This window comes from Planctobacterium marinum, from assembly GCF_020687805.1.
Classification (GTDB): Bacteria; Pseudomonadota; Gammaproteobacteria; order Enterobacterales; family Alteromonadaceae; genus Planctobacterium; species Planctobacterium marinum.
The window spans coordinates 913159-934185 of the sequence record NZ_JAJEWQ010000002.1; the positions used below are offsets into that span (position 1 = coordinate 913159).

Genomic DNA, 21027 nt, shown 5'->3' on the forward strand with positions numbered 1-21027 from the left:
TGGCTGAGCTGGCTGAAGGCGCACGCCTGGAAAGTGTGTTTAGGTTAACCCCTAACGAGGGTTCGAATCCCTCTCTCACCGCCATATACGAATAAACCCGCATCAAGCGGGTTTTTTCGTATATGGCGGTGAGAAACTATGTGATATGCACAATAAGACAATCCGTCAACAGCAGCAGCCCCTTCAATAATATCTCTCAGTTGAAAACGACAACTTTTTTCAGGTTTACTCATTCAACACGCAGTAGCCAATGCGGTAAATTTTTTCGCTCTTCGGCAGTTTTCCTGCTATACCTTTTTGAAACACAAGGTTAAGGGAACACAATGCGAAACAACGCTATAGGAAAAAAGGTTAAATTCAGCTTTACTTTTGGGGTCGTCGTCATGCTTTTTGGCGTGCTGGTATCTGCCCATGCCACTGCATCCGACACTAGTTACGGCAGTTATGTGATTTTAGGGGAAGCACCTGCTGGCGATAATATTGCCATTGCCCGCACCGTTATCAATATCAATGAAACCTGTCCAACTGTTTCAGAGGTAGGAAGTGGCTCAGCTATTACCATGATCTCCAGGGACAATCCTAATCATTTCAGTGTATTAGTGTGCGAAGCGCTAATTGAGTTTGATAAAAGCTATCAAATTAACTTTGCCTCTGGGGCTGTGGTATTGCCCATGGCCAAATCAAATCCGGAAAATATTCTGGTTTACGGTGATACCGGGTGCAGCCATTGCGCCACTGGTACTGCTGCGGAACCTTTCAAAACCTTGGCCGATGCAGGCGCCTCTGAAAAAGCAGATTTAGTCTTGCATATGGGAGATTTTAATTATCGCGGCACGTCTGGAAAAACTGCCTTCTCAGGGTATCAGGACGGCAAGTGGCAGCAATCAGAGGAATATACCTATGATGCCGGCGATGGTGAATCGTTGGGACAGCACTGTGGTCAGGTGCCGGGTCAAAGTTTCCTGAGTCAGTCTGCGAGCAATTCTAATCGACCGGATATCTGGGAAAACTGGTTGGATGATTTATTTCTGCCGGCTAACAACCTGATGGCCAGCGCCCCCTGGATTGTGGCGCGTGGTAATCACGAATTGTGCAGTCGGGCAGGGCCGGGGTATTTTTACTTTTTAGATCACAATACCCGCCTGACAGGCAGCAAACAACTCAGTTGCCCTATTCCTGATGCCAGTAAAGACGCTGAACACAATACAGTGCAAATTCCAAATTTTGTGGTGAGTTTTGAGCATCTGGATATTGCCGTAATTGACTCTGCCAATGCCTGCGACAATTCCAATCAATCGCCGTTTACACAAAAGTATAAGAAAGTGTTTAGTGATTTGGAGAATGAAGTTGGGGGAAACCCCGCCTGGCTGATGACCCATCGCCCGATATACGGTGTTGAGGGCCCATCCTCACAAGCAGTTTCCTGTACCAGCAAAGGCGAATTCAGTTGCGTGAACCAGATGATGCAAGCCGCCATAAAACAACAGAAGTCTAAAACGTTGCCTTCGGCGGTGCAGTTGATTTTCACAGGTCATATGCATCGCTTTGAAAGTGTGAGTTTTCCCGGTAGTAAAAGACCTCCTAATATTGTAGTGGGATCCAGTGGTGTGAGCCTGTCTTCCGGGGCACCTTATGGCGCAAATACTACTGAGGTAGATGGTGAAAAAGCGCTGGTACTCAGCACCTCAGATAGCCTGACACTAAATGGTGAGGACTATCAGTCTTTTGGTTACATGTCCGTGTCTGTGGCTGCTGATGGTTCCTGGCAGAGTCAGTTGATTAATCCTGATATACCCGCGGTGATCGCTACCTGTAACAGTCAACAAAACCTTGTTTCAGGTGTCTGCGAATTAGGTAAAGGCGTTTCAGTAGAGGCCAAACCCTAAGTCAAAATGGTGGAGCGTGCTGATTTTTGCTGCAAAATTGTGACGCAAAGAGCAGCACACTCTCGACTCAATGTCGTTTTTTGCTCCTGCAAAAAATTTCGGTTTTACTGGTCCGTAACAGCAGAAAATACCTCATCAGCAAAGCCGGGATTAGTAATAAACGGGTTTTCTTTGCCCTGTATTGCCATGATGCGTTCATTGCGCCAGGTTTCTTCGGCGTTTGGACGGTATCTTTTGTGCCACTTCAGCATCAGCGGTAACTGTCCGTAATCCGGTAATTGGTATTGCCAGATAAGGTAAAGTATAGAGCGGGCAATTTCGCCTTTCGCGAACTCTCTGGGCTCTATCCCCTTATCAAAAATCGTGAAATTACAGTAACTGGCTTCGCCGCTGTTTTTATCACTTTCAATAAACAAATAATGCTGTCTGAGCTGCAATGATTTTTCCGCAACCGGCCACAAGTTATGCAGGTCGGCACTGGCTTCCTTATATCGGGCATATTCACATTGATTTTCCGATGGGCAATTCATGGCATTGGCCATCCAGGCCATGGGATATACATGGCCAACCGTTACATCTTGCGAAGTGTTGTTGGACATTGCGCAATAAAGGGTGTGATGTTTTTCCGTATACAATTGTTGCCAGAAAACAGCGTTTTTGACGTGCTGAAATGGCGTCGTATTAGCGGCCACCACCGCAGGGATTGAAGTAAGGCAAATAAAAACCAATGGTTTTAGCATTGAATTATTGAGTACTGAATGTCTGATTTGTTTGTAGTTTAAGTTGTGCAGCGCGGCCATGTAAAATTTTTGTGTCCGGATATGAACTTTCGCCAAAGGCTATAGATACCGGTTCACCTGCCAATTTGGACAGTTTGTTTGCTAACTAGTGGAATTGTTACAAATCCGTGACTCTGTCAGCGCAATAAAAATGCACTAAACTGGTCTTTTTGACTGTTTTTAATGCACAACACTAGCTATACTGTGCGCCGCAAAATGAAAGTAAAAGTAAGATATTAAAGGATACATTGTGACTCCTATTACAAAGACATTCCAATATGGAAAACATACAGTAACGCTGGAAACTGGTGTTATTGCTCGCCAGGCCACAGCAGCCGTAATGGCAAGCATGGACGACACAGCAGTTTTAGTGACTGTTGTTGGTAAAAAAGAAGCGAAAGCTGACCAGGATTTCTTCCCTTTAACCGTTAATTACCAGGAAAAAGCCTACGCGGCAGGTAAGATCCCCGGCGGTTTCTTCAAAAGAGAGGGCAGACCCTCTGAAAACGAAACACTTATTGCGCGGTTGATCGACCGCCCAATCAGACCTTTGTTCCCGGAAGGTTTTAAAAACGATGTTCAGGTAATTATTACGGTTGTTTCTGCTAATCCAGAAATTCCCACTGATATCATATCAATGATCGGTACTTCCGCCGCACTTGCGATTTCAGGTATCCCGTTTAATGGCCCAATTGGTGCTGCGCGTGTTGGTTATCAGGATAACCAATATGTTCTGAATACCTTGGCTTCTGAGCAAGAAAACAGCCAGTTAGACCTGGTAGTAGCCGGTACGTCTAATGCGGTACTGATGGTTGAATCTGAAGCGGCTGTGCTGTCTGAAGAAGTGATGCTTGGTGCGGTTATGTACGGTCACCAGGAAATGCAGGCCGTTGTGAATGCCGTGAACGAGTTCGCTGCTGAAGTGAATACTCCTGCATGGGATTGGCAGCCACCGGTTGAAAATACCGAGTTAAAAGACAAGATCAAAGCAGCTGCAGAAGCTGAAATGGCTGCGGCTTATCAGATTTCTGACAAGCTTGAGCGTAAGGCAGCGGTTGATGCAACCACTGCAAAGGCCACTGCGGCGTTGCTTGAAGCTGATGCGGAGCTGGACGAAAAAGAAGTTCGTGAACTGTTACACGAACTGGAAAGTGACGTAGTGCGTTCACGCATTCTGGCGGGTGAGCCACGTATCGATGGTCGTGATCCACAAATGATTCGTGCCCTTGACGTATCTACTGGTATTCTGCCTCGAACTCACGGTTCGGCATTGTTTACCCGTGGTGAAACGCAGGCAATTGTTGCCGCCACTCTGGGTACTGAACGCGATGCACAGATGATTGATGAACTGAGTGGTGTTTCTAACAGCCGCTTCATGTTGCATTACAATTTCCCTCCTTACTGTGTTGGTGAAACCGGCATGGTGGGTTCGCCTAAGCGTCGTGAAATTGGTCATGGTCGTTTGGCAAAACGCGGTATTCAGGCTGTTATGCCAAGTGCCGAAGAATTCCCGTATGTGGTACGTGTGGTTTCTGAGATCACAGAATCAAACGGTTCTTCGTCTATGGCGTCTGTCTGTGGTACTTCGCTGGCATTGATGGATGCAGGTGTACCTATTAAAGCGTCTGTTGCGGGTATCGCAATGGGACTGGTTAAAGGTGATGAAAACTTTGTGGTTCTGTCAGATATCCTGGGTGATGAAGATCACCTTGGTGATATGGACTTTAAAGTAGCGGGTACAGCTGCGGGTATCACTGCACTGCAGATGGATATCAAAATCGAAGGTATCACCAAAGAAATCATGCAGATCGCGCTTAAGCAAGCGAAAGAAGCAAGATTGCACATTCTGGGTGTAATGGACCAGGCTATCGGTGGTCACAGAACAGACCTGTCTGAGTTTGCACCGCGTATCTACACCATGAAGATTGAGCAAGACAAGATCCGCGACGTGATTGGTAAGGGTGGTGCTACCATTCGCCAAATCACTGAAGAGTCTGAGTGTAACATCGAGATTGAAGATGATGGCACAATTAAGATTTTCGCGACTGAACTTGCCAAAGCTGAAAAAGCCATTGCGCACATTGAAGCTATCACGGCTGATATCGAAGTGGGTAAGGTTTACAACGGTAAAGTAACTCGTATCGTTGATTTCGGTGCATTTGTTGAAGTTTTACCTGGCAAAGAAGGCCTGGTTCACATTTCGCAAATCGCTCACGAGCGCGTTAACAAGGTTGCTGATTACCTGAAAGAAGGCCAGATGGTTGATGTCAAGGTTATGGAAATTGACCGTCAGAACCGTGTACGCCTTAGCATCAAAGAGTTGCTGGAAAAGCCACAACCTGCTGAAGAGAAGCCAGCGGAAGAGGGCAACAGTGCTGAATAATTAATTCAGCCAATGACTACTTGAAATGGGAGCTTATGCTCCCATTTTTAGTTACATATTAATGCTTCCAGGATATGAAAAAATATGGATAAATCCTCTCAAGACAAAATCGAAGCCAAAGTGTTCCGCCAACTCCTGGCGCATTTAGATAATCATAAAGAAGTACAGAATATTGATTTAATGATTCTGGCTGATTTTTGTCGAAATTGCTTGTCAAAATGGTATGTTAAAGCCTCCGCTGAAGAGGGAATAGCGTTAGATTATGAACAGGCCAGAGAAATAGTTTATGGCATGCCATACTCTGAGTGGAAGGATAAACACCAATTACCCGCGACACCAGAGCAGTTAGCGGCCTACGAGGCTAAACAATCAAAGAAATCCTAAGTATCCGGACATAATGAAAAGAATCGCGCAAACTTTAAAATCCAGATTGTCATTACCAGGCGGCCTGTTAGTCGCTTTATTCAGTTTATCTGGTTGTGCCGTCAATACCGCCGTCGTTGATACGGACGACTCTCCCAGACAAATGGGGAACTTGCTGTTAGCTGAGCCTGCCCCGGCCAGCTTCAGAAGCCAAATGGCGCTGGCCAGATTGAATCAGGTCTTAACCGAAGTGGAGCAAATCAGCGACGAACAACGCGCCGAATTACTCTATCAACGCGGCACACTCTATGACAGCGTCGGTTTAAGAGGCTTAGCGCAATACGACTTTGACAGCGCCCTGAAATTCAAACCCGATATGGCTGAAGCGCATAATTTCATTGGTATTCACCATACGCAAAATGGTGATTTCATCCAGGCTTATGACGCCTTTGATTCCACCCTGGAAATTCAACCAGACCACGATTTTGCCTTGCTCAACCGGGGCATTGCCTTGTATTACGGCGGACGTCCTGAACTGGCGGTACAGGATCTGGCACTGTTTTACCAGAAAGACAGGCATGATCCTTATCGTGCTTTGTGGCACTACATCATTGAACGTGAAATAGACAAAGAAAAAGCGGGGCAAACGCTACAGCTTGCGAGAGAGCAACTCAGTGATGAAAATTGGGCGACTCAAATTGTGGATTTTTATCTGGGTAAGATTACCGAAAATCAACTGTTAGCGGTGCTGGTGAACGGGGTGACTTCTCAGGAGCAATTGACGGACAGACTCTGTGAAGCTTATTTTTATCTGGGCAAATACCATTCTGCCAATGACAAGTTTGGTAAGGCGTCTAATTATTTCAAACTAACGCTCAGCACCAATGTTTATCAGTATGTTGAACACCGGTATGCGCGCCTGGAGTTAAATCTGTTGCGCGAACAGAATTTCAATTAATTTCAAAACGGGCGTGAGTTATTTTTACAAAGCTGCTTCTTTTTCTTAAAGCAAAAGTTTATTTGCTTGTTCTTATCCTGTTAAGCGGGCAATTGCTTGGTTCCGGTTGCAGTTACGTGCCCCGGCTTTTGGCATGGGCTGAACAGGGTATTGAACCCGAAGTTAACTATTATGCGGCTTTCAAACTGGGCGAGCAAAGCGCTGCGTATAATTTGTTAGCAATAGCTGAACAAAGCAGCAGCCAACACTGGGTAAAGGTACTGGCGCAGAACGAGATACCGGAAGCGCGGTTTTATCTGGCAATGAACACTGAGAGCCCGTCAGAAAAAAGAATGCACCTGATGGCGGCCGGAGAACATGACTACGCCCCGGCATTGTTTGAGTTGGGCATACATGACAACACGCCTGAGTCTAAAGTTCATTTTCTCAACGCAGCCGCGCAACTGGATTACTTTCCGGCGCAGCGGGCTTTATATCAGTGGCACTGGTTTCATGAAGATTATAGCAGTGCACTACCCTGGTTAAAGAAAGTGGCACAGCAGGATGCCAAAGAAGCCACCACGCTGGCACTACATTTTTGGCGGAATCGCAATCGACAGGAAGCGCGGAACTGGCTGGATAAAGCTGCGAAAATGGGTTCGTCGGAGGCGGAAGCTTATCTCCATCTTATCGCGCGCTACTGGAATAAATCCGCAAAAACTCAGGTTCTGGCCGTTGAGCCTCAACAATGCACTATGCAGTTACAGTTTGTTGCTACCTCACTGGATTCGATTAAACAGGCACACCAGTTCTACCAAACATTCCTTCAGGATGCGCAATTAGCGCCATTACCGATTTGTTTAAATCCCCCGGTCTGGATTGAGGATGCCGAATTTAATTGCCGCAGCCGCTCAGTTAACAACTACCGTATTGAGTGCCCGTTGCATTTTCTGGATAAAGTATTAACGCCTGACAACTTCACCCACCTGACTATCTTTGCCAAACAAGGAAAGGCTAATGTCGTCAATGGCGTGATGTATCTCGATTTGGCTGACAAATACTCGGTATTTGTGCATGAACTGGCGCACTTTGTGGGGTTTGTAGATGAATATCCGTTAAGTGAGCAGTTTGCGCATTATTATTGTGATGGTGCACAGCAGTTCCCTAATCTCATCGTGGTCCCTGAATCGCAAACTCTGGAGGATGTTTCCCTGGAATATTGGCAAGGGTTATCACAAGACCTGGTGCTTTCAAAAGCGAATACCTGTAAGAATCACAGCGCGCAGGCCTATAAATTCTCTGCGAAATTAACCTTTTTAGAGTTCCACGATACCGGCTACATTCCCGAAGTATACAAAGCTATCTGGCTTGAACGACTGCAATCCCGGCAACATCTGCGTACAGCGGCTCTTGATATCGCCCAGTCACTGGAGCAAGTGGGAAATGTTCCTGCTGCCCAAAAGTGGTGGCGGCGTTACAACGAATGGCATTAAACGCATCAAATCACCAATACCTGGCTAAATTTATACTTCTCACTAATACTGAATAACAAACGTGAGCAAGGTTAAATAAGGTTTGGGACATGCAACATAAACGCGAAATTGATTTTAGATTTCTGGCTGAGCCTACCGACGTCAATTACGGTGGAAAAGTACACGGTGGAATGGTAATGAAGTGGCTGGATCAGGCTGGCTATGCCTGCGCTTCGCAATGGAGTGGTTGCTACTGTGTCACGGTGTCAGTGGGAGGAATTCGATTTAAAAAGCCTATCCTGGTGGGACAAAAAGTGGTGCTGAATGCCAAAATTGTACATACCGGTAAAACCAGTATGCATATTTTTATCACGGTGAATGCCGGCGATCCCAAAGAGCTGGAATTACAGGAAACCTGTACCTGTATTATTTCGTTTGTGGCTATTGATGAGCAGGGGAGCACGGTGGAAGTGGATCGTTGGGTACCGGAAACCGAAGAAGACAAACTGCTGGAGCAGTTTGCCATTCATGCTAAGGATTTTTCTCAGAGGTTACAGGCAGAGTTATGAGAGCTTATTTAACTTCTGTGAATTACATCGCTTTTTTGTACTGATTCGTTCAATATCTATTCAATAAGTACATTGTTCTTTTGTACTGAATCCACTATGCTGATTTCTTAACTACTAAATACATTTTTATTCTGTACTACATTTGTGTTTTTCTGCTCTTTTAAAAGAGTTGAGAATCAAAATGGATTCGCAACAGGGATTTAATATGGGGTATTGGTCAGATTTAGCTATTTCACAGGGAGAGTCCGAACACTTCGAATCAAAAAACACTCATGTTTGTAGCAACTGTGTCGTGGATGAGTATTTAGGGGCTCTTGTTTTAAATAACGCAGTTTCACCAATTTGTGATTATTGCGGAAGAAATGACGGAATGGTAATTGCGGCTAAGTTTGAAACTGTCATGGATGTTGTTTACGAGGCTATTCAGACTAAGTATGCCGATGCCCAAGACATTAATGTACCGTGGGCCGAAGGGGCTTGGATAACCCCTGAAATTTACTCTCCGGATGTAGTTGGATACGTAGATCCTGGGTGGAGTGTTAATTTTCTCGAAGATGTAATTAATGCTTTGAGCCCTTTTGTTTATTGGACTGAGCATGCCGATGGAGATTGGTCCTCAATGGATAAAGCAAGCGCTCTTAGCTATGGTTGGGAGAGGTTTAAGCTGCAAGTCTTGTTTCATACCAGATATTTTTTCCAGAGTCATGAAGATGACGAATATGAAGCAATGAGGTCAGATTTTTTGCCTGTAAATCAAATGATGAGTGTTCTAGGCAAGTTGTGCTTATCAAATCAAATGATTACTACTGTCGACCCCGGTACAAGCTTTTATAGAGTGCGGGTTTCTCAAGATAAAGAACTATATACAGACTTTGATCAAGTTGGAGTCCCTCCGATAGACAACACTGGGGCAGGGAGAATGAATCCGTCAGGTATTCCATATTTTTACCTTGGGTTTGAGCAGGAAACTGCAATTGCCGAAACCCTATCTACGTCAACTCACTATTGTATGGCGACCTTCACTAATAGTGCACCAATTAAGGTTATAGACCTCACCAGTAGACCCGATATTCCAAGTATTTTTGATGTGAATAATGCTGAAAAAAGGCATGATCTGATGTTCTTAGAAGGATTTGTAAATGACATAACAAAACCTGTAGCAAAGGATAAAAGAGAGCATACAGAATACGTTCCAACACAAGTTGTGTCTGAATACTTTAGACATGTCTTTTTGGATAATGAAAATAGCAGGATAGATGGAATTGTTTATCCTAGTGCCAAATCAAGTACAGGTACTAATATAGCGATCTTTAAGTCTGACAATAAAGAATTACAGTCGATATTTGAGTTAATAGATGTATCACTCTATGAATACAAAAATTAATCAGAGTTTCTAATGCCAGTACGCACTATCCCCAAAAATTACCGTAACGTTACCGGCATTGCTGCTGTTACCAAGGCTGAAGGTAAGGCTCAGTTTGAATCTACACTGGAAAGGGACCTTCTCACTCTCCTTGAGTTTGATGACTCGGTGGACTCTTTTGAAGTGCAGCCAGTAAAGCTGGAGTGGCTTAGTGCGGATGGGAGAGCACGTTCTTATACGCCGGATGTATTGGCTTTCTATCGTGCTCAAAGCAAAAAGCCCGTTTTGTTTGAGGTGAAGTATCGCAGTGAACTGAAAGAAAAATGGGATACATTTAAACCAAAATTTAAGAAGGCTGTTAAATTTTCAAATCAACAAGGATGGCGTTTTAAGCTGATGACCGAGAAAGAAATCAGAACGCCATACCTGGAGACTGCAAAATTCCTTCTGCCTTTTGTGCGCAGAGGCCCGGCTGATGAGCAACACATGGAGTTACTTTGTGATGCACTGCGCATTGTTAAAAGAAGCACACCAGAGCAATTAATTGCCAAGGTATTTCAAGACGAATGGAACCGGGCTGCACTAATACCTACGCTTTGGTATCTCATTGGTACCAGGCAAATAGGAATCGAACTCTCTCAAAAACTTACGATGTCTAGTCCAATTTGGAGTGTGAATTAACATGACGCCATCCAAATCATTGCAACTCACACCCGGCTCTGAGGTGGTTTTCCAGAATAAAAACTATCGTATCAAGCTAGTGGTCGACTTGAATCAGGTCGTCTTACTAAACCCAGTAAACAATGAAACGGTCACCGCTGCAATAAGTGAATTGAGTGCGCCGATTGCGATTCACAAACCGAAGCAAGATCTAGAACTGATCGATGACAAAGCGTGGCAGACTGCGCAGAAGCGGTTAGAAATCATCAAACCATTAATTGGCAAGCTATCACGCACTCGGGCAGAGGTCTCGGAAATAGCCGAGGCAAATGATGTTAGCACCAATACAGTGTATGGCTGGCTTAAACTCTACGAGGACAGCCAGTTATTAACTTCATTAATGCCTAAAATCAGAAAGGACAAAGGGGTTACTAAGTTAACTGCTGCTCAGGAAGAGATCATTAAGGAAGTGATTGAGGCAGAGTATTTGTCAAAGCAGAAGAAAACCAAAAAGAAAGTCTGCGACGAAGTTAAGAAAAAGTGTATCGAGCAAGGAGTGACACCACCGCATAAAAACACGGTACGCAACCGTATTAGTAGTCTTTCTGATGAGATTGTTGCGGCCAGAAGACTAGGACGAAAAATAGCCGATAATGATTTTAAGCCCATTGAAGGTGAATTTCCTGGAGCTGATATTCCACTGGCAGTCGTTCAAATTGATCATACTAAACTTGATATCATTCTTGTTGATGATCATTTCAGGAGGCCCGTTGGACGTCCTTGGATAACTTTGGCCTTTGATGTTTTTAGCAGAATGGTAACGGGGTTTTATGTGTCATTCGATCCTCCCGGTGCGCTGTCTACCGGACTCTGCCTTGCGCACTCAATATTACCAAAAGATAGTTGGTTGATTAAACATGGAGTCAAAGGTGATTGGCCATTGTGGGGATTACCGGCAAAAGTGCATGTAGATAATGCTAAAGAGTTCAGAGGTAATATGCTGCAAAAGGCTTGTGACCAATACGGTATTGACCTTGAATGGCGTCCAGTGGCGAGACCTAATTTTGGTGCTCATGTAGAGCGTGCTTTAGGTACCTTCTCAAAAGAAATACACATGTTGCCCGGTACTACATTTTCAAACCCTCGGGACAAGGGAGAATATGACTCTGAAGGCAAAGCAGCATTAACTTTGTCTGAATTTGAATCATGGTTAGCGACTTACATCGTTGATGTTTATCACCAAAAAGTACATTCAATGATTAAGATGACGCCAATGACCAAATATCGAAAAGGAATATTCGGTGACTCGGAGAGACCAGGTTCTGGTCTGCCACCAAAGATAGCTGATGAAGAAAAGCTTAAATTGGATTTGATGCCATACGAGCTGCGAACAATACAAGACTATGGCGTCAGAATTGACGAAATCTTTTACTACAGTGATGTTTTGCGTCGCTGGATAAATGCTAAAAATCCTGATGACCCTAATAAGAAGCGCAAATTCATGTTCCGGCGTGATCCGCGAGATATTAGCCAGGTATGGTTTTATGATCCTGAGCTACACCGTTATTTTGAGATCTCCTATCGAGATACTTCTCATCCTGCTATTAGTATTTGGGAGCTACGGGAGGCTAAAAAGCGGCTCGAGGATGAAGGGCGCAGTGTTGTTGACGAAGCTGCCATTTTTGATGCGTATGACCGAATGAGAGAAATTGAAGAGGAGGCCATTTCAAAGTCCAAATCAGCCAGACGTGCTGTATAGCGTCGAAAACAAAACAATATTGCTGAGAAGCCCAAAGTCGAATCACCGGACGAGCTAAAGCTTCCTGATACGCTTCCTGTTATCGACCTTGAAGCTTTTGATATCGATGAGATGGAAGATTAAACGTGTCTAAATATCCGCACCTGAGTCCAAATGCCGCTAAGTATGTTGAGCTAGATGAAGCGGCCAGGGTCGAACGCATTCTTTCCGACAGATGGATAGGGTACACCACATCAAAAACGATTTTAGGCAAACTGGAAGATTTACTCGCATACCCCAGAAAAGAACGAATGCCTAATATGCTCATTGTTGGAAATACCAATAACGGCAAAACTCATCTGGTAAAGCGCTTTTGCAATATGCATCCAGCACAGGACAATCCGGAAGGCGATGGTGTGATTGCGCCTGTATTGTTTGTGCAGGCTCCACCTGTACCTGATGAAGGTCGTTTTTACAACAGTATATTGGAGTTGCTGTTTGCACCTTATCGCCCCAGTGAACGAGTAGACAAAAAGCAATTTCAGGTATTAAAACTGCTCAGATATGTTGGGCTGAAAATACTGGTAATTGATGAAGTACATCACATCCTTGCAGGTAGCCTTCATCGCCAAAGAGCATTTCTTAATGTTTTAAAATACCTGAGCAACGAACTAAAAATTTCCATTGTTGGTGTCGGCACCAAGGATGCTTTTCAGGCTATTCAGACAGATCCTCAATTTGCCAACCGTTTTGAGCCTGTTGGTATACCCAGATGGGAATTGAATGAAGAGTTTTTGCGTTTGTTAGTTAGTTTTGAAAAGGTACTGCCCCTGAAAGTACCTTCTATGCTACATCAGAATGAACTTGCCAGAACGCTGTTCTCAATGTCAGAAGGTTATATCGGTGAGTTATCCACCTTGCTCAACCAAGCCGCTGTTTATGCCATCAAAAACAACATTGAACAGATAACGCCCAAAGTACTCAAGGAAATCAACTGGGTACTGCCATCACGAAGGAAGCGTCAACTCGATAACGTCGTTCTGTGATGTTATCTGGCGAATACTGGCCAGCTCACCCACACCCTTTGCCCGGCGAATGCCTGTCATCCTGGCTAGTGCGCACTGCTCATGCTAACGGACTAAAAATTCAAACATTCTGTGTTCGGGTCTTTGGTAACCAAAAGCAAGTATGGAATAGAGATATAGACCGCCAGGCACCAGACTGGATCTTAGAACCCATGTCAGCAAAGACTGGCACACACTCAAAGGTAGCTAATAAAACAACACTTAAACTCTATGAAAAACGTTTGTTTCCAGCGATTAAAATATCCGGGCAGCTCAGGTGGGTTTTACCTTTAAAAATGAACCATCGAGTTTACAAGGGTTTTGGCATGCAATATTGCCCACTTTGTCTGGAGGAAGATAACGAACCCTATTTTAGGCTTTCGTGGCGGCTCGCCATTTTCACGTTTTGTCCAAAACATAAAACATTGCTACACGATAAGTGTTGGCACTGTAGTGCACCTGTCGCATTTCACCGCATTGAATTGGGTAAACCTGATGTATTTGACATATCTGGTCTGAATGAATGTTGGGCTTGCGGAGAGTCATTAACAAGAGCTGCCGCGCTTCCTGTTCAAGTTGTAAATCAAACCTCGTTCAACATGTGGAACAGAGTATTGGGTGCAATTCAGCGAGACTTTGTAAATTGTGGCTCAATGAACTACGACCGACTGATTCTTCTGCACCAGATTTGCAAGTTGTTGTCATCGCCACGTTATAGCGCCAAATTAACTGAGTACATCCTTGTTAAGTCCAAAATCCAGCCTCGTACTTTTGACTATCCCGATTTCTTCGAATCTTTGGGAATAGAAGACCGGCACTGCGTTTTACAAATGGCGTGGTGGTTGGTTGGGAATTCAAATAAGAAAGTCATTACTGCTATTAGCAACAAAGCACTGCTAACGCACTATTTGTTTCGAGATCTTTTTGCCCCCAATTTGCTCGAATGGATACGTAATTAGATTTTCCAGAGTAAGAATATTCAAAAATGTTTTTTATATTTCTCTTAATGTGAAGTAGAATTTGCATTTATAAATAAGACACTAGGAATAATTTTGTATGTCAGGTAGTGGTTCAGGTAGTGGTTTTGGATCTGGTGGTGGTGCCGGTTCGGTTGACTGTAGTTCGTTAGCTTTCGAAACACATATAAGTAGCCCTAATCCGACAATGGTCGTTGCGCTGAGTATTGGCGATATTCTAAAGGTTGGAATTAAAAACTTAAATGGGATTAATGTTGTGAGTCTGTTGAAAGATGGAAGTGCTGTAGGTGGACTTGTAGATTTTTCAGACCGAATATCAGATTGTATTGATGCCGGCTTTGATTATATTGCCACGGTGCGAAGCATAAACGGTGGCGCAGTTAAAGTCTATGTGCAGAGTGTATAGGTCTTATTATGGATATAAGTGTTGTTGGTGGAGTTTATAAGGAAATATGTGGCTGGCCTTCGCATAGTGCAGTACTAGGTTCCGCGGGTAGGGCTGCTCTGTGTCTGAGTCAATTAGACGAAAATATTGACGTTAAACTTTTCTCAAAGATTTCAGAATCAGATGAAACTGGATTAAGAAAAGGATTCGCATTTAACAGCAATTGCTCGTTAGAACTGGAATACACTGACTCAACGGTTAGTTTTGACTATTTTCATCCGCTATCTGAACCCAAAATAAACAATAACCAATCAAATAAGTCATTAGAAAAGTTTACGCCTTCAGTGGGTAAAGAAGCCCATTGCGTCTTATTTGGCATGATCGAAACTACTCCAATGGTTAATTGTAAGACTCTCATTTATGACCCGCAAAACACCTACAGTCCTGTCTTACTATCCGATGCAGGATGCAAAGCACAGACCGTCATATATATCGTTAACGAAAACGAATTGAATATATTGACGAAAAAATGCCCTCAGGAGTTTGTAAGCGTTGAAGACAAGGCAAAATGGCTTAAAACAACTGAAAATGCCAGTGTTGTCGTTGTAAAATGTGGTCGATTTGGTGCATTTGTTCTGGATGGAAATTCACGTGGGTGGGTTCATCCATTTAAAACTGATACCGTATTTCCGATAGGTTCGGGGGACTCATTTGTAGCAGGATTTGCTTACTACTGGCTCGTAAAAAATGATACAGCGATTGTCGCAGCTCAAAAGGCAAGTGTAGTTACAGCGTACTATGTCTCTCACAAAACTCTATGTAATCACAAAGATCTGGATGACTACGGACAACAACTTATAGAGTTGAGAGAAGCAGCAAGTGAGAAAACGGTGTATTTGGCAGGCCCATTTTTTACTTTAGCTGAATTATGGATGGTTAATGAGGCCAAGTACTTCATCGAATCATTTGGTATGGAAGTTTTCTCTCCATATCATGATGTTGGAATAGGAAGCGCTGAACAGGTGGTCCAAAAGGATATAGATGCAATTCACGATTGTGATGTTATGTACGCCATTTTTGATGGAAATGATCCCGGAACGTTGTTCGAAATCGGTTATGCCAGAAGCCTAAATAAACCAGTCGTTGTACTTTCTCAGAACCCTAAATCAGAAGACCTTAAAATGTATGAAGGATCTGGTTGTTGCATTGTAGATGATTTTGCTTCGTCAATTTATCTTTTGTCATGGATAAGCAAATGAAAGGAATACTACTATCAGGTGGCCTAGATTCTGCAGCTTTGTGCTACATGGAAAAGCCAGACATAGCATTTAATATTAATTACGGTCAGAGTCCTGCAATAGCAGAAAGAAAAGCTGCAACTGAAATTGCTAAAGCACTTAAAATTCCTCTGGTACCAATTGACATTGATTGCTCTAGCTTAGGTAGTGGTGATCTGGTCAACTCAGAAAAGTTGAATGTGGCTCCCGAGTCAGATTGGTGGCCATATCGAAATCAATTATTAGTTACTCTGTGTGTGATGAAGGCTGTTAGCGTAGGGTGTACTGAGACAATTATCGGTTCTGTCAGTTCTGATCAATACCATATCGATGGCTCAATGGAGTTTATAGAAAAGTTGGACGCCTTGGTGTCCATACAGGAAGGAAATATCAAGATAAGTGCCCCCGCTATTAGTTATTCTGCAGTTGAATTGATAATAAAGTCAGAAATTCCTTTTGAGTTATTGGCTTGGTGCCATTCGTGTCACAAATCAAACGTGCCGTGTGGTCAATGCCGCGGATGTAACAAGTACTTTGACACCATGCACTCCCTCGGAATTTATGTCGACTAAACTAGAAGAGCCGGCAATTAAGACCAATCGTAAAGTGATTGAGCGATGGTCTTTCTCCAGTGAGCAAGGAAGGGTAGTCTTTAAGTCTCAACCTGAATGCTCTGCCAGGTGTTTTCTGGATGTTCTTGAGAAAAGAAAATCCGCAGATAAGTTTGGCGACATTAAGTTGGAAGCGCTGTCTGATTTGTTTTATTACTCCCTAAGGACTAAATTCACTTGGGCTGATGAATTTGGGACACTCGAAAAGCGCAATGTACCCTCGGCGGGAAGTTTACATTCTATAAGTGCGTTTGTGTCTAATTTTGGTAGCGATGATTGGTATTTATATAATTCCCAATTTCATGCTTTGGATTTAATACCGAGGAAGACGGCAGTGCAGCTCAGCTCTTTCAAACAAAAGTGTTTTGAAGTGATTCAGGAACAATGCTTTGGCTGCTTGATTTGGTATGTCTGTGATTTGGATTTACTAGAAGCCAAGTATGACAACGCAGAGACTTTGGCGCTGAGGGAATCTGGAGGCATTGTTTCTATTCAAAATTTGATAGCCGAGTATCTCGGCTACCCATATCGCACAATAGGGTTGTTAGGTTGTGAAGAGGTAAAGTTGCTATCAGGCAAGCGCAATCTGTTGGGGGTCGGAAGTTCCATAATAGGTGGGCGTCTTTGAGCGGGGTTTAGAACTGCTTTTTCTCTGTTCCAGTAGTTTGTGAATAGATTTGTATTGCTGCATTTCAAACCACATGACAGCATCTAGCTCTGAAGTCTTTATTTTCATTTGGGAGGCCAGAGTAACAAAGATCTCTTCAAGCTTCAGGTAGTGCTTTTCAACAGTTAGCTCTTCAGTGAAAAATCCTGCCAAGATACCTGCACGATAAATATGTATGTCCAATATCGCTACGTCGTCTGCTCTAAGCCAATTTCGCGCTATCCAAGAAGCAGTTTTCAAACCAATACCTTTTATGTCTACCAACCAGTCTCTTAATGCAATTCCTGTCTCTAATGGGGGGGATTGTTCTGATAGCGCTTTAATGGCATGGTGAAGATAGCAAGATTTTTGCTTTGCAAATCTGTACTTAAATGTTTTATTACCCTTAGCTATCGGTTCCGATAACCAGCTATAAATTAGCTCCTCTGAATGAACTTTCCCGGTGAAACACCCTTTAGATTTCATATGCTCGTATGCAGCTATACCGTTTTCAGCAGGAATACCATGCCCCCCTAGCAGACACGCACCTATTTCTTCCAATAGAGATTCACCCAATTGGTAATTAATTAGAGAGTCTTTGTAGCGTCTTTCATTAACTTTGTAAAACCAATACGCGATGGTTGGGAATCCGGCAACATTTCCCCAGACCACACCAGGCAATACTTCATCACTTTCAGCTGGAATTATTAAAGGCATTACCCCTGATTCTGACTGAATATAAGCTTTTTGAGTTTGTTCCATTGTCATATTGTAAGTTATCGAAAATTATCTGTATAATAGCATAATTCAGATTGAAATCGATAGTGTTAGTTTTGAGTTTTACCCAATTTTCAGAAAATTTAAATGATTTTTTATTGAACTCTGGTATCAGCCAAAACCAGATATCTAGGGACCTTGGGCTGTCTCAGTCACAAATATCCGATTGGAAAAATGGAAAAGGTGTCAGGCTTTCAAAAAATGCAAAAATGGTGAGTGAGTATATCGAAACTTATCGGAATTCGAACAATAAGCAATTGCCCAGGTCACTACAAAATACCATTCACAACTTTTGTAGGGGAAGTAAAGAAAAGTACGAGAAATTGGAGAGAATTATTCAGGCTTTAAACGAGATAACTTAAATGGAGTGGGTCTTGACCTAATCTGACATGTTTGTTTTCGATAGCGAGAGTTACCCGAATAGATGCAGGTGCTCAACCTAAAATCAAAATATTTCGTATCTCTCATCATGCATACTGCGAATTCAATTATCAAACACAAAGCTGGTTTGCACTAGATATTACTTGGCAGAGCTGAGCATCCCATCTAACTCATGCAATGGAAACGGCAAGATAGTTTGGTCCTTATCTGTTGTAATATGACTCCGCATGAGTGAGCGCGTCAAGCCAACAACATTTTCGACATCCTTTTCGTATTCACCAAGCACTTGAACAAATATTTCACTGAGTGAAGGTGAATACCTATTTTTGAACTGATCACCACTCATTTCATATCTGCTGACTTTATTGGTGTGCTTCGAGCCTTGCTGAGTTGGTGTTGGCAGTCCCCTAGTTATCCAAAATGTCCTTTCTGATTCAGGCTCTTGATATACTCCGCTAGGGGCTCCCTGCGCACTATTTTCCACCCAATAACTGGGCATTTTCTCTACTTCAGTAGCAATTCGAACAAAAGTGTTTTTATCTGATGGGCCAATCACTCTGACTGGTGCCGCATCACCGATCTTCCCAAGCTCTAGGTTATCAATCTCCAACCCTTGCCCATTAGTAAACCCTTTGACAAAAGATCTTATATTTGTGGCATTCACAAATGTGAGTGTTTCCACTCCGTCGTTTGGTACAACATCTGCGTAAAACTGCTCAATCTTGGCTATCTGATTCGCTCGAAATTTAAGCTGTCGAACATCGTAAAAATTACCAAGTGATATTTCTCTAATAGCTTTGCTATATGGCAGGGATACTATTTCGTTTTCCGACTTTAAAAAAGACACTAATAACTGCTCACCATCAAACTGGGCATAAAGAGGGGTAATTACTCCCATTTTTTTTCCGGGCTTATAGGAATATACCGTATTAGTATTAACAACCGTCCATGCTGACAATCTAATGTTTTTGTTTTGGATTGCAGGAGCCCCTAGAGACCTTATTAAATCAAGAATGCAATGCTCATATATGTACTTGTCATTATCTTGTATTTCATCTTTTGAATTTGAATCATAGAGCGTTACCTGAGCTACACCTCCATGCTTAGAGATCCCGGCATAAACAAGGTTATATGGATCGCGGCTTTCATATTTATCTTTTAATACTTGGTTCATTTCCACAAGTGCTAACCATGGGCCATTAATTCCGTCAACGTGCTCAGATATGTGATTATCGATTAGCGTTTGAGCTTCACCGCTTTTAATACTCCTTTGTCTATTGAACTCCTTTGAACGCACTCGCCAATCTAATGCTTTGATTTTCTCTTGATTTACATCTTCCACCAGTTGATCTAATTGACCAGAAGGTACAAATTTTAGTTTTAAGATCAGTCCATTTTTAAAAACCATACGGCCGCCTGCTACTTCAGAAGGGCCTAATACGTCAGCAATTGCGTTATTTACTAAATCTGGTGTACATTTCCTTGACTGAAAAACAAGGATACTTAAAAAGTCTAAACCTAATGAGTTAATTGTTCTGAGAACTGAATCCAGAATATCTTCTTTCGATTCAACCCGATTGAGCTTGGGACTACCAAGTCGATTTGATTTTTTATCAACGGTTATTCGTGTGAACCCACTCTGCTCAAACAATTTATCAAGCATACTCAAATAGTTTTCTTTATCAGGGTGGGCAGTGCCTGTTCCCGCTGGAGCCCACTTGTCTCCATGTCCAGAACCGAATCTTGGCAGCATCATGAGTTTATCATTTAAGATTGGCCTCATGCCGATCTCTTCAGGCTCTGTTTTTATGCCTGAGAATTCAGTGATCGAATTAATTACCTTTCGATCATTACTGAAATCCTTTTGGACTTCATTTATCGCCACCAAATAGTCAGTTTTCTTAATATCTAATGATATGCAACGCATCCTACTTGCCCCAGGTGACAAGTGTTGATCAGATGGAATAAATATATCGAGCTTGCGAGCTTTATCTTTCGATAAGCGAGCAGGGTGAACCTCAATATAATTTCTAATGCTAAATTTAACCCCAATTCTGAGTCGGCTTTTTTCTGGCGAAGACAAAGAAAACACTTTGATACACTCGGTCCAAAGTCCTTTTTGATTTCCGTTATCATTTTGAATTATTGAAGGCTTGTATCTTAAAAGCTGCTTTCCGGGATAAAGTGTACGTACTGGCCCCTCACTGACTAGCTCTCCTTCCCAAGGTGTACCTTGATTGATTAGCTCACCTTCTAGCGCTTTTGATCCGATCAAAGTAAGGATATCGAACACTCTATAATTGTTAGGGAAGACACAAGTGCGAGTTGTATTTAAAGTTGTATCTATATTTTCAATTATCCAACTAGAAAGCATAGTCTTGCTATTTCTTTCAAATAGGTTTTGTACCTCGTTTGGCTCTCCTGTACCTGTGAAGCTAAGCCATAGATGTAGGGCCCTTATTATTTGCTCATGCAAAATCGTTAACTCGATATTCGAGTTTAATGCCCACAATACAAGTGTTTTTTGGCCGTTTTTATTTTTGTCGATTGTTACTAGATCTATATCTGATGCAGCCCAACCTAAAATGGCCGATAGGCCTCCAAGGTCTGGGTTGTAGTTATCTTTTAGGCCTTGTTTTTCAAGTACATATTTGTATATTTGTTCTGGAAGGTAGAATGTTTTGATCTCGACATCACCAAGTGCAGGAACATCAAATTCGTAAACCATTGGATGTAATTGCGATTTCATTAATTGACTT

Annotated in this window: 19 protein-coding genes and 1 tRNA gene; 17 read left to right on the top strand and 3 right to left on the bottom strand. The window is 42.8% G+C overall.

Annotation, left to right across the window (positions count from 1 at the left end; all coding sequences use genetic code 11):
• Positions 1-84: transfer RNA gene (locus LJ740_RS09500), tRNA-Ser, on the top strand.
• Positions 85-323: 239 nt separating this feature from the next.
• A complete protein-coding gene (locus LJ740_RS09505; RefSeq protein WP_229528827.1) occupies positions 324-1886 on the top strand; it encodes a metallophosphoesterase in 1563 nt (520 codons plus the stop codon).
• Between the two features lie 104 nt (positions 1887-1990).
• Here the strand turns inward: LJ740_RS09505 and LJ740_RS09510 are convergent, their stop codons facing one another.
• Positions 1991-2686: an endonuclease gene (locus LJ740_RS09510; RefSeq protein ID WP_229528828.1), complete on the bottom strand. Its 696-nt coding sequence runs from the start codon at positions 2684-2686 to the stop codon at positions 1991-1993.
• 229 nt (positions 2687-2915) lie between these two features.
• Between LJ740_RS09510 and pnp the strand changes: the two genes are divergently transcribed.
• The 14 genes from pnp (at position 2916) to LJ740_RS09580 (ending at position 17092) form a co-directional block, all read left to right on the top strand.
• Positions 2916-5048, top strand: coding sequence for a polyribonucleotide nucleotidyltransferase (pnp, locus tag LJ740_RS09515; protein WP_229528829.1), 2133 nt, complete (start codon positions 2916-2918; stop codon positions 5046-5048).
• A gap of 84 nt (positions 5049-5132) precedes the next feature.
• A complete protein-coding gene (locus LJ740_RS09520) occupies positions 5133-5432 on the top strand; it encodes a DUF1244 domain-containing protein (protein WP_229528830.1) in 300 nt (99 codons plus the stop codon).
• Positions 5433-5445: 13 nt separating this feature from the next.
• A complete protein-coding gene (nlpI, locus tag LJ740_RS09525; RefSeq protein WP_229528831.1) occupies positions 5446-6369 on the top strand; it encodes a lipoprotein NlpI in 924 nt (307 codons plus the stop codon).
• Positions 6370-6431: 62 nt separating this feature from the next.
• Positions 6432-7841, top strand: a complete 1410-nt coding sequence (locus LJ740_RS09530) for an SEL1-like repeat protein (RefSeq protein ID WP_229528832.1) — start codon at positions 6432-6434, stop codon at positions 7839-7841.
• An 89-nt stretch (positions 7842-7930) separates the two neighbouring features.
• Positions 7931-8389, top strand: coding sequence for an acyl-CoA thioesterase (locus LJ740_RS09535; RefSeq protein WP_229528833.1), 459 nt, complete (start codon positions 7931-7933; stop codon positions 8387-8389).
• Positions 8390-8570: 181 nt separating this feature from the next.
• Positions 8571-9773 (top strand): RES domain-containing protein, encoded by a 1203-nt coding sequence (locus LJ740_RS09540; protein ID WP_229528834.1) that lies wholly within the window; start codon positions 8571-8573, stop codon positions 9771-9773.
• Positions 9774-9785: 12 nt separating this feature from the next.
• A complete protein-coding gene (locus LJ740_RS09545; RefSeq protein ID WP_229528835.1) occupies positions 9786-10433 on the top strand; it encodes a heteromeric transposase endonuclease subunit TnsA in 648 nt (215 codons plus the stop codon).
• A 1-nt stretch (position 10434) separates the two neighbouring features.
• Positions 10435-12171 carry a Mu transposase C-terminal domain-containing protein gene (locus tag LJ740_RS09550; RefSeq protein ID WP_229528836.1) on the top strand — a complete coding sequence of 579 codons (1737 nt, stop codon included), beginning with the start codon at positions 10435-10437 and terminating at the stop codon, positions 12169-12171.
• Positions 12172-12296: 125 nt separating this feature from the next.
• Entirely contained in the window at positions 12297-13196 is a 900-nt protein-coding gene (locus tag LJ740_RS09555) for a TniB family NTP-binding protein (RefSeq protein ID WP_229528837.1), read from the top strand.
• Entirely contained in the window at positions 13196-14173 is a 978-nt protein-coding gene (locus LJ740_RS09560; RefSeq protein ID WP_229528838.1) for a TniQ family protein, read from the top strand. The genes LJ740_RS09555 and LJ740_RS09560 overlap by 1 nt, the downstream gene beginning before the upstream one ends.
• Positions 14174-14270: 97 nt before the next feature.
• On the top strand, positions 14271-14597 hold the full coding sequence (locus LJ740_RS09565; protein WP_229528839.1) for a hypothetical protein: 327 nt from the start codon (positions 14271-14273) through the stop codon (positions 14595-14597).
• Between the two features lie 8 nt (positions 14598-14605).
• Positions 14606-15835, top strand: a complete 1230-nt coding sequence (locus LJ740_RS09570; protein ID WP_229528840.1) for a PfkB family carbohydrate kinase — start codon at positions 14606-14608, stop codon at positions 15833-15835.
• A complete protein-coding gene (locus tag LJ740_RS09575) occupies positions 15832-16425 on the top strand; it encodes a 7-cyano-7-deazaguanine synthase (RefSeq protein WP_229528841.1) in 594 nt (197 codons plus the stop codon). Before LJ740_RS09570 ends, LJ740_RS09575 begins: the two co-directional genes overlap by 4 nt.
• Positions 16415-17092, top strand: coding sequence for a nitroreductase family protein (locus LJ740_RS09580; protein ID WP_229528842.1), 678 nt, complete (start codon positions 16415-16417; stop codon positions 17090-17092). The genes LJ740_RS09575 and LJ740_RS09580 overlap by 11 nt, the downstream gene beginning before the upstream one ends.
• Here the strand turns inward: LJ740_RS09580 and LJ740_RS09585 are convergent.
• Positions 17036-17872 carry an 8-oxoguanine DNA glycosylase gene (locus LJ740_RS09585; protein WP_229528843.1) on the bottom strand — a complete coding sequence of 279 codons (837 nt, stop codon included), beginning with the start codon at positions 17870-17872 and terminating at the stop codon, positions 17036-17038. The two genes, LJ740_RS09580 and LJ740_RS09585, sit on opposite strands and share 57 nt — an antisense overlap.
• Before the next feature lie 62 nt (positions 17873-17934).
• Between LJ740_RS09585 and LJ740_RS23440 the strand changes: the two genes are divergently transcribed.
• Positions 17935-18249 (top strand): helix-turn-helix domain-containing protein, encoded by a 315-nt coding sequence (locus LJ740_RS23440; protein WP_377307168.1) that lies wholly within the window; start codon positions 17935-17937, stop codon positions 18247-18249.
• Between the two features lie 158 nt (positions 18250-18407).
• On the opposite strand, the gene LJ740_RS09590 is transcribed toward LJ740_RS23440, so the two are convergent.
• Entirely contained in the window at positions 18408-21017 is a 2610-nt protein-coding gene (locus LJ740_RS09590; RefSeq protein ID WP_229528844.1) for an RNaseH domain-containing protein, read from the bottom strand.
• Between the last annotated feature and the right edge of the window lie 10 nt (positions 21018-21027).

Coding starts and splice junctions, on each gene's coding strand:
- LJ740_RS09505 (WP_229528827.1), top strand. CDS start 324: ATGCGAAACAACGCTATAGGAAAAAAGGTTAAATTCAGCTTTACTTTT.
- LJ740_RS09510 (WP_229528828.1), bottom strand. CDS start 2,686: ATGGCCGCGCTGCACAACTTAAACTACAAACAAATCAGACATTCAGTA.
- LJ740_RS09520 (WP_229528830.1), top strand. CDS start 5,133: ATGGATAAATCCTCTCAAGACAAAATCGAAGCCAAAGTGTTCCGCCAA.
- nlpI (WP_229528831.1), top strand. CDS start 5,446: ATGAAAAGAATCGCGCAAACTTTAAAATCCAGATTGTCATTACCAGGC.
- LJ740_RS09535 (WP_229528833.1), top strand. CDS start 7,931: ATGCAACATAAACGCGAAATTGATTTTAGATTTCTGGCTGAGCCTACC.
- LJ740_RS09540 (WP_229528834.1), top strand. CDS start 8,571: ATGGATTCGCAACAGGGATTTAATATGGGGTATTGGTCAGATTTAGCT.
- LJ740_RS09545 (WP_229528835.1), top strand. CDS start 9,786: ATGCCAGTACGCACTATCCCCAAAAATTACCGTAACGTTACCGGCATT.
- LJ740_RS09550 (WP_229528836.1), top strand. CDS start 10,435: ATGACGCCATCCAAATCATTGCAACTCACACCCGGCTCTGAGGTGGTT.
- LJ740_RS09560 (WP_229528838.1), top strand. CDS start 13,196: ATGTTATCTGGCGAATACTGGCCAGCTCACCCACACCCTTTGCCCGGC.
- LJ740_RS09565 (WP_229528839.1), top strand. CDS start 14,271: ATGTCAGGTAGTGGTTCAGGTAGTGGTTTTGGATCTGGTGGTGGTGCC.
- LJ740_RS09570 (WP_229528840.1), top strand. CDS start 14,606: ATGGATATAAGTGTTGTTGGTGGAGTTTATAAGGAAATATGTGGCTGG.
- LJ740_RS09575 (WP_229528841.1), top strand. CDS start 15,832: ATGAAAGGAATACTACTATCAGGTGGCCTAGATTCTGCAGCTTTGTGC.
- LJ740_RS09580 (WP_229528842.1), top strand. CDS start 16,415: ATGTCGACTAAACTAGAAGAGCCGGCAATTAAGACCAATCGTAAAGTG.
- LJ740_RS09585 (WP_229528843.1), bottom strand. CDS start 17,872: ATGGAACAAACTCAAAAAGCTTATATTCAGTCAGAATCAGGGGTAATG.
- LJ740_RS09590 (WP_229528844.1), bottom strand. CDS start 21,017: ATGAAATCGCAATTACATCCAATGGTTTACGAATTTGATGTTCCTGCA.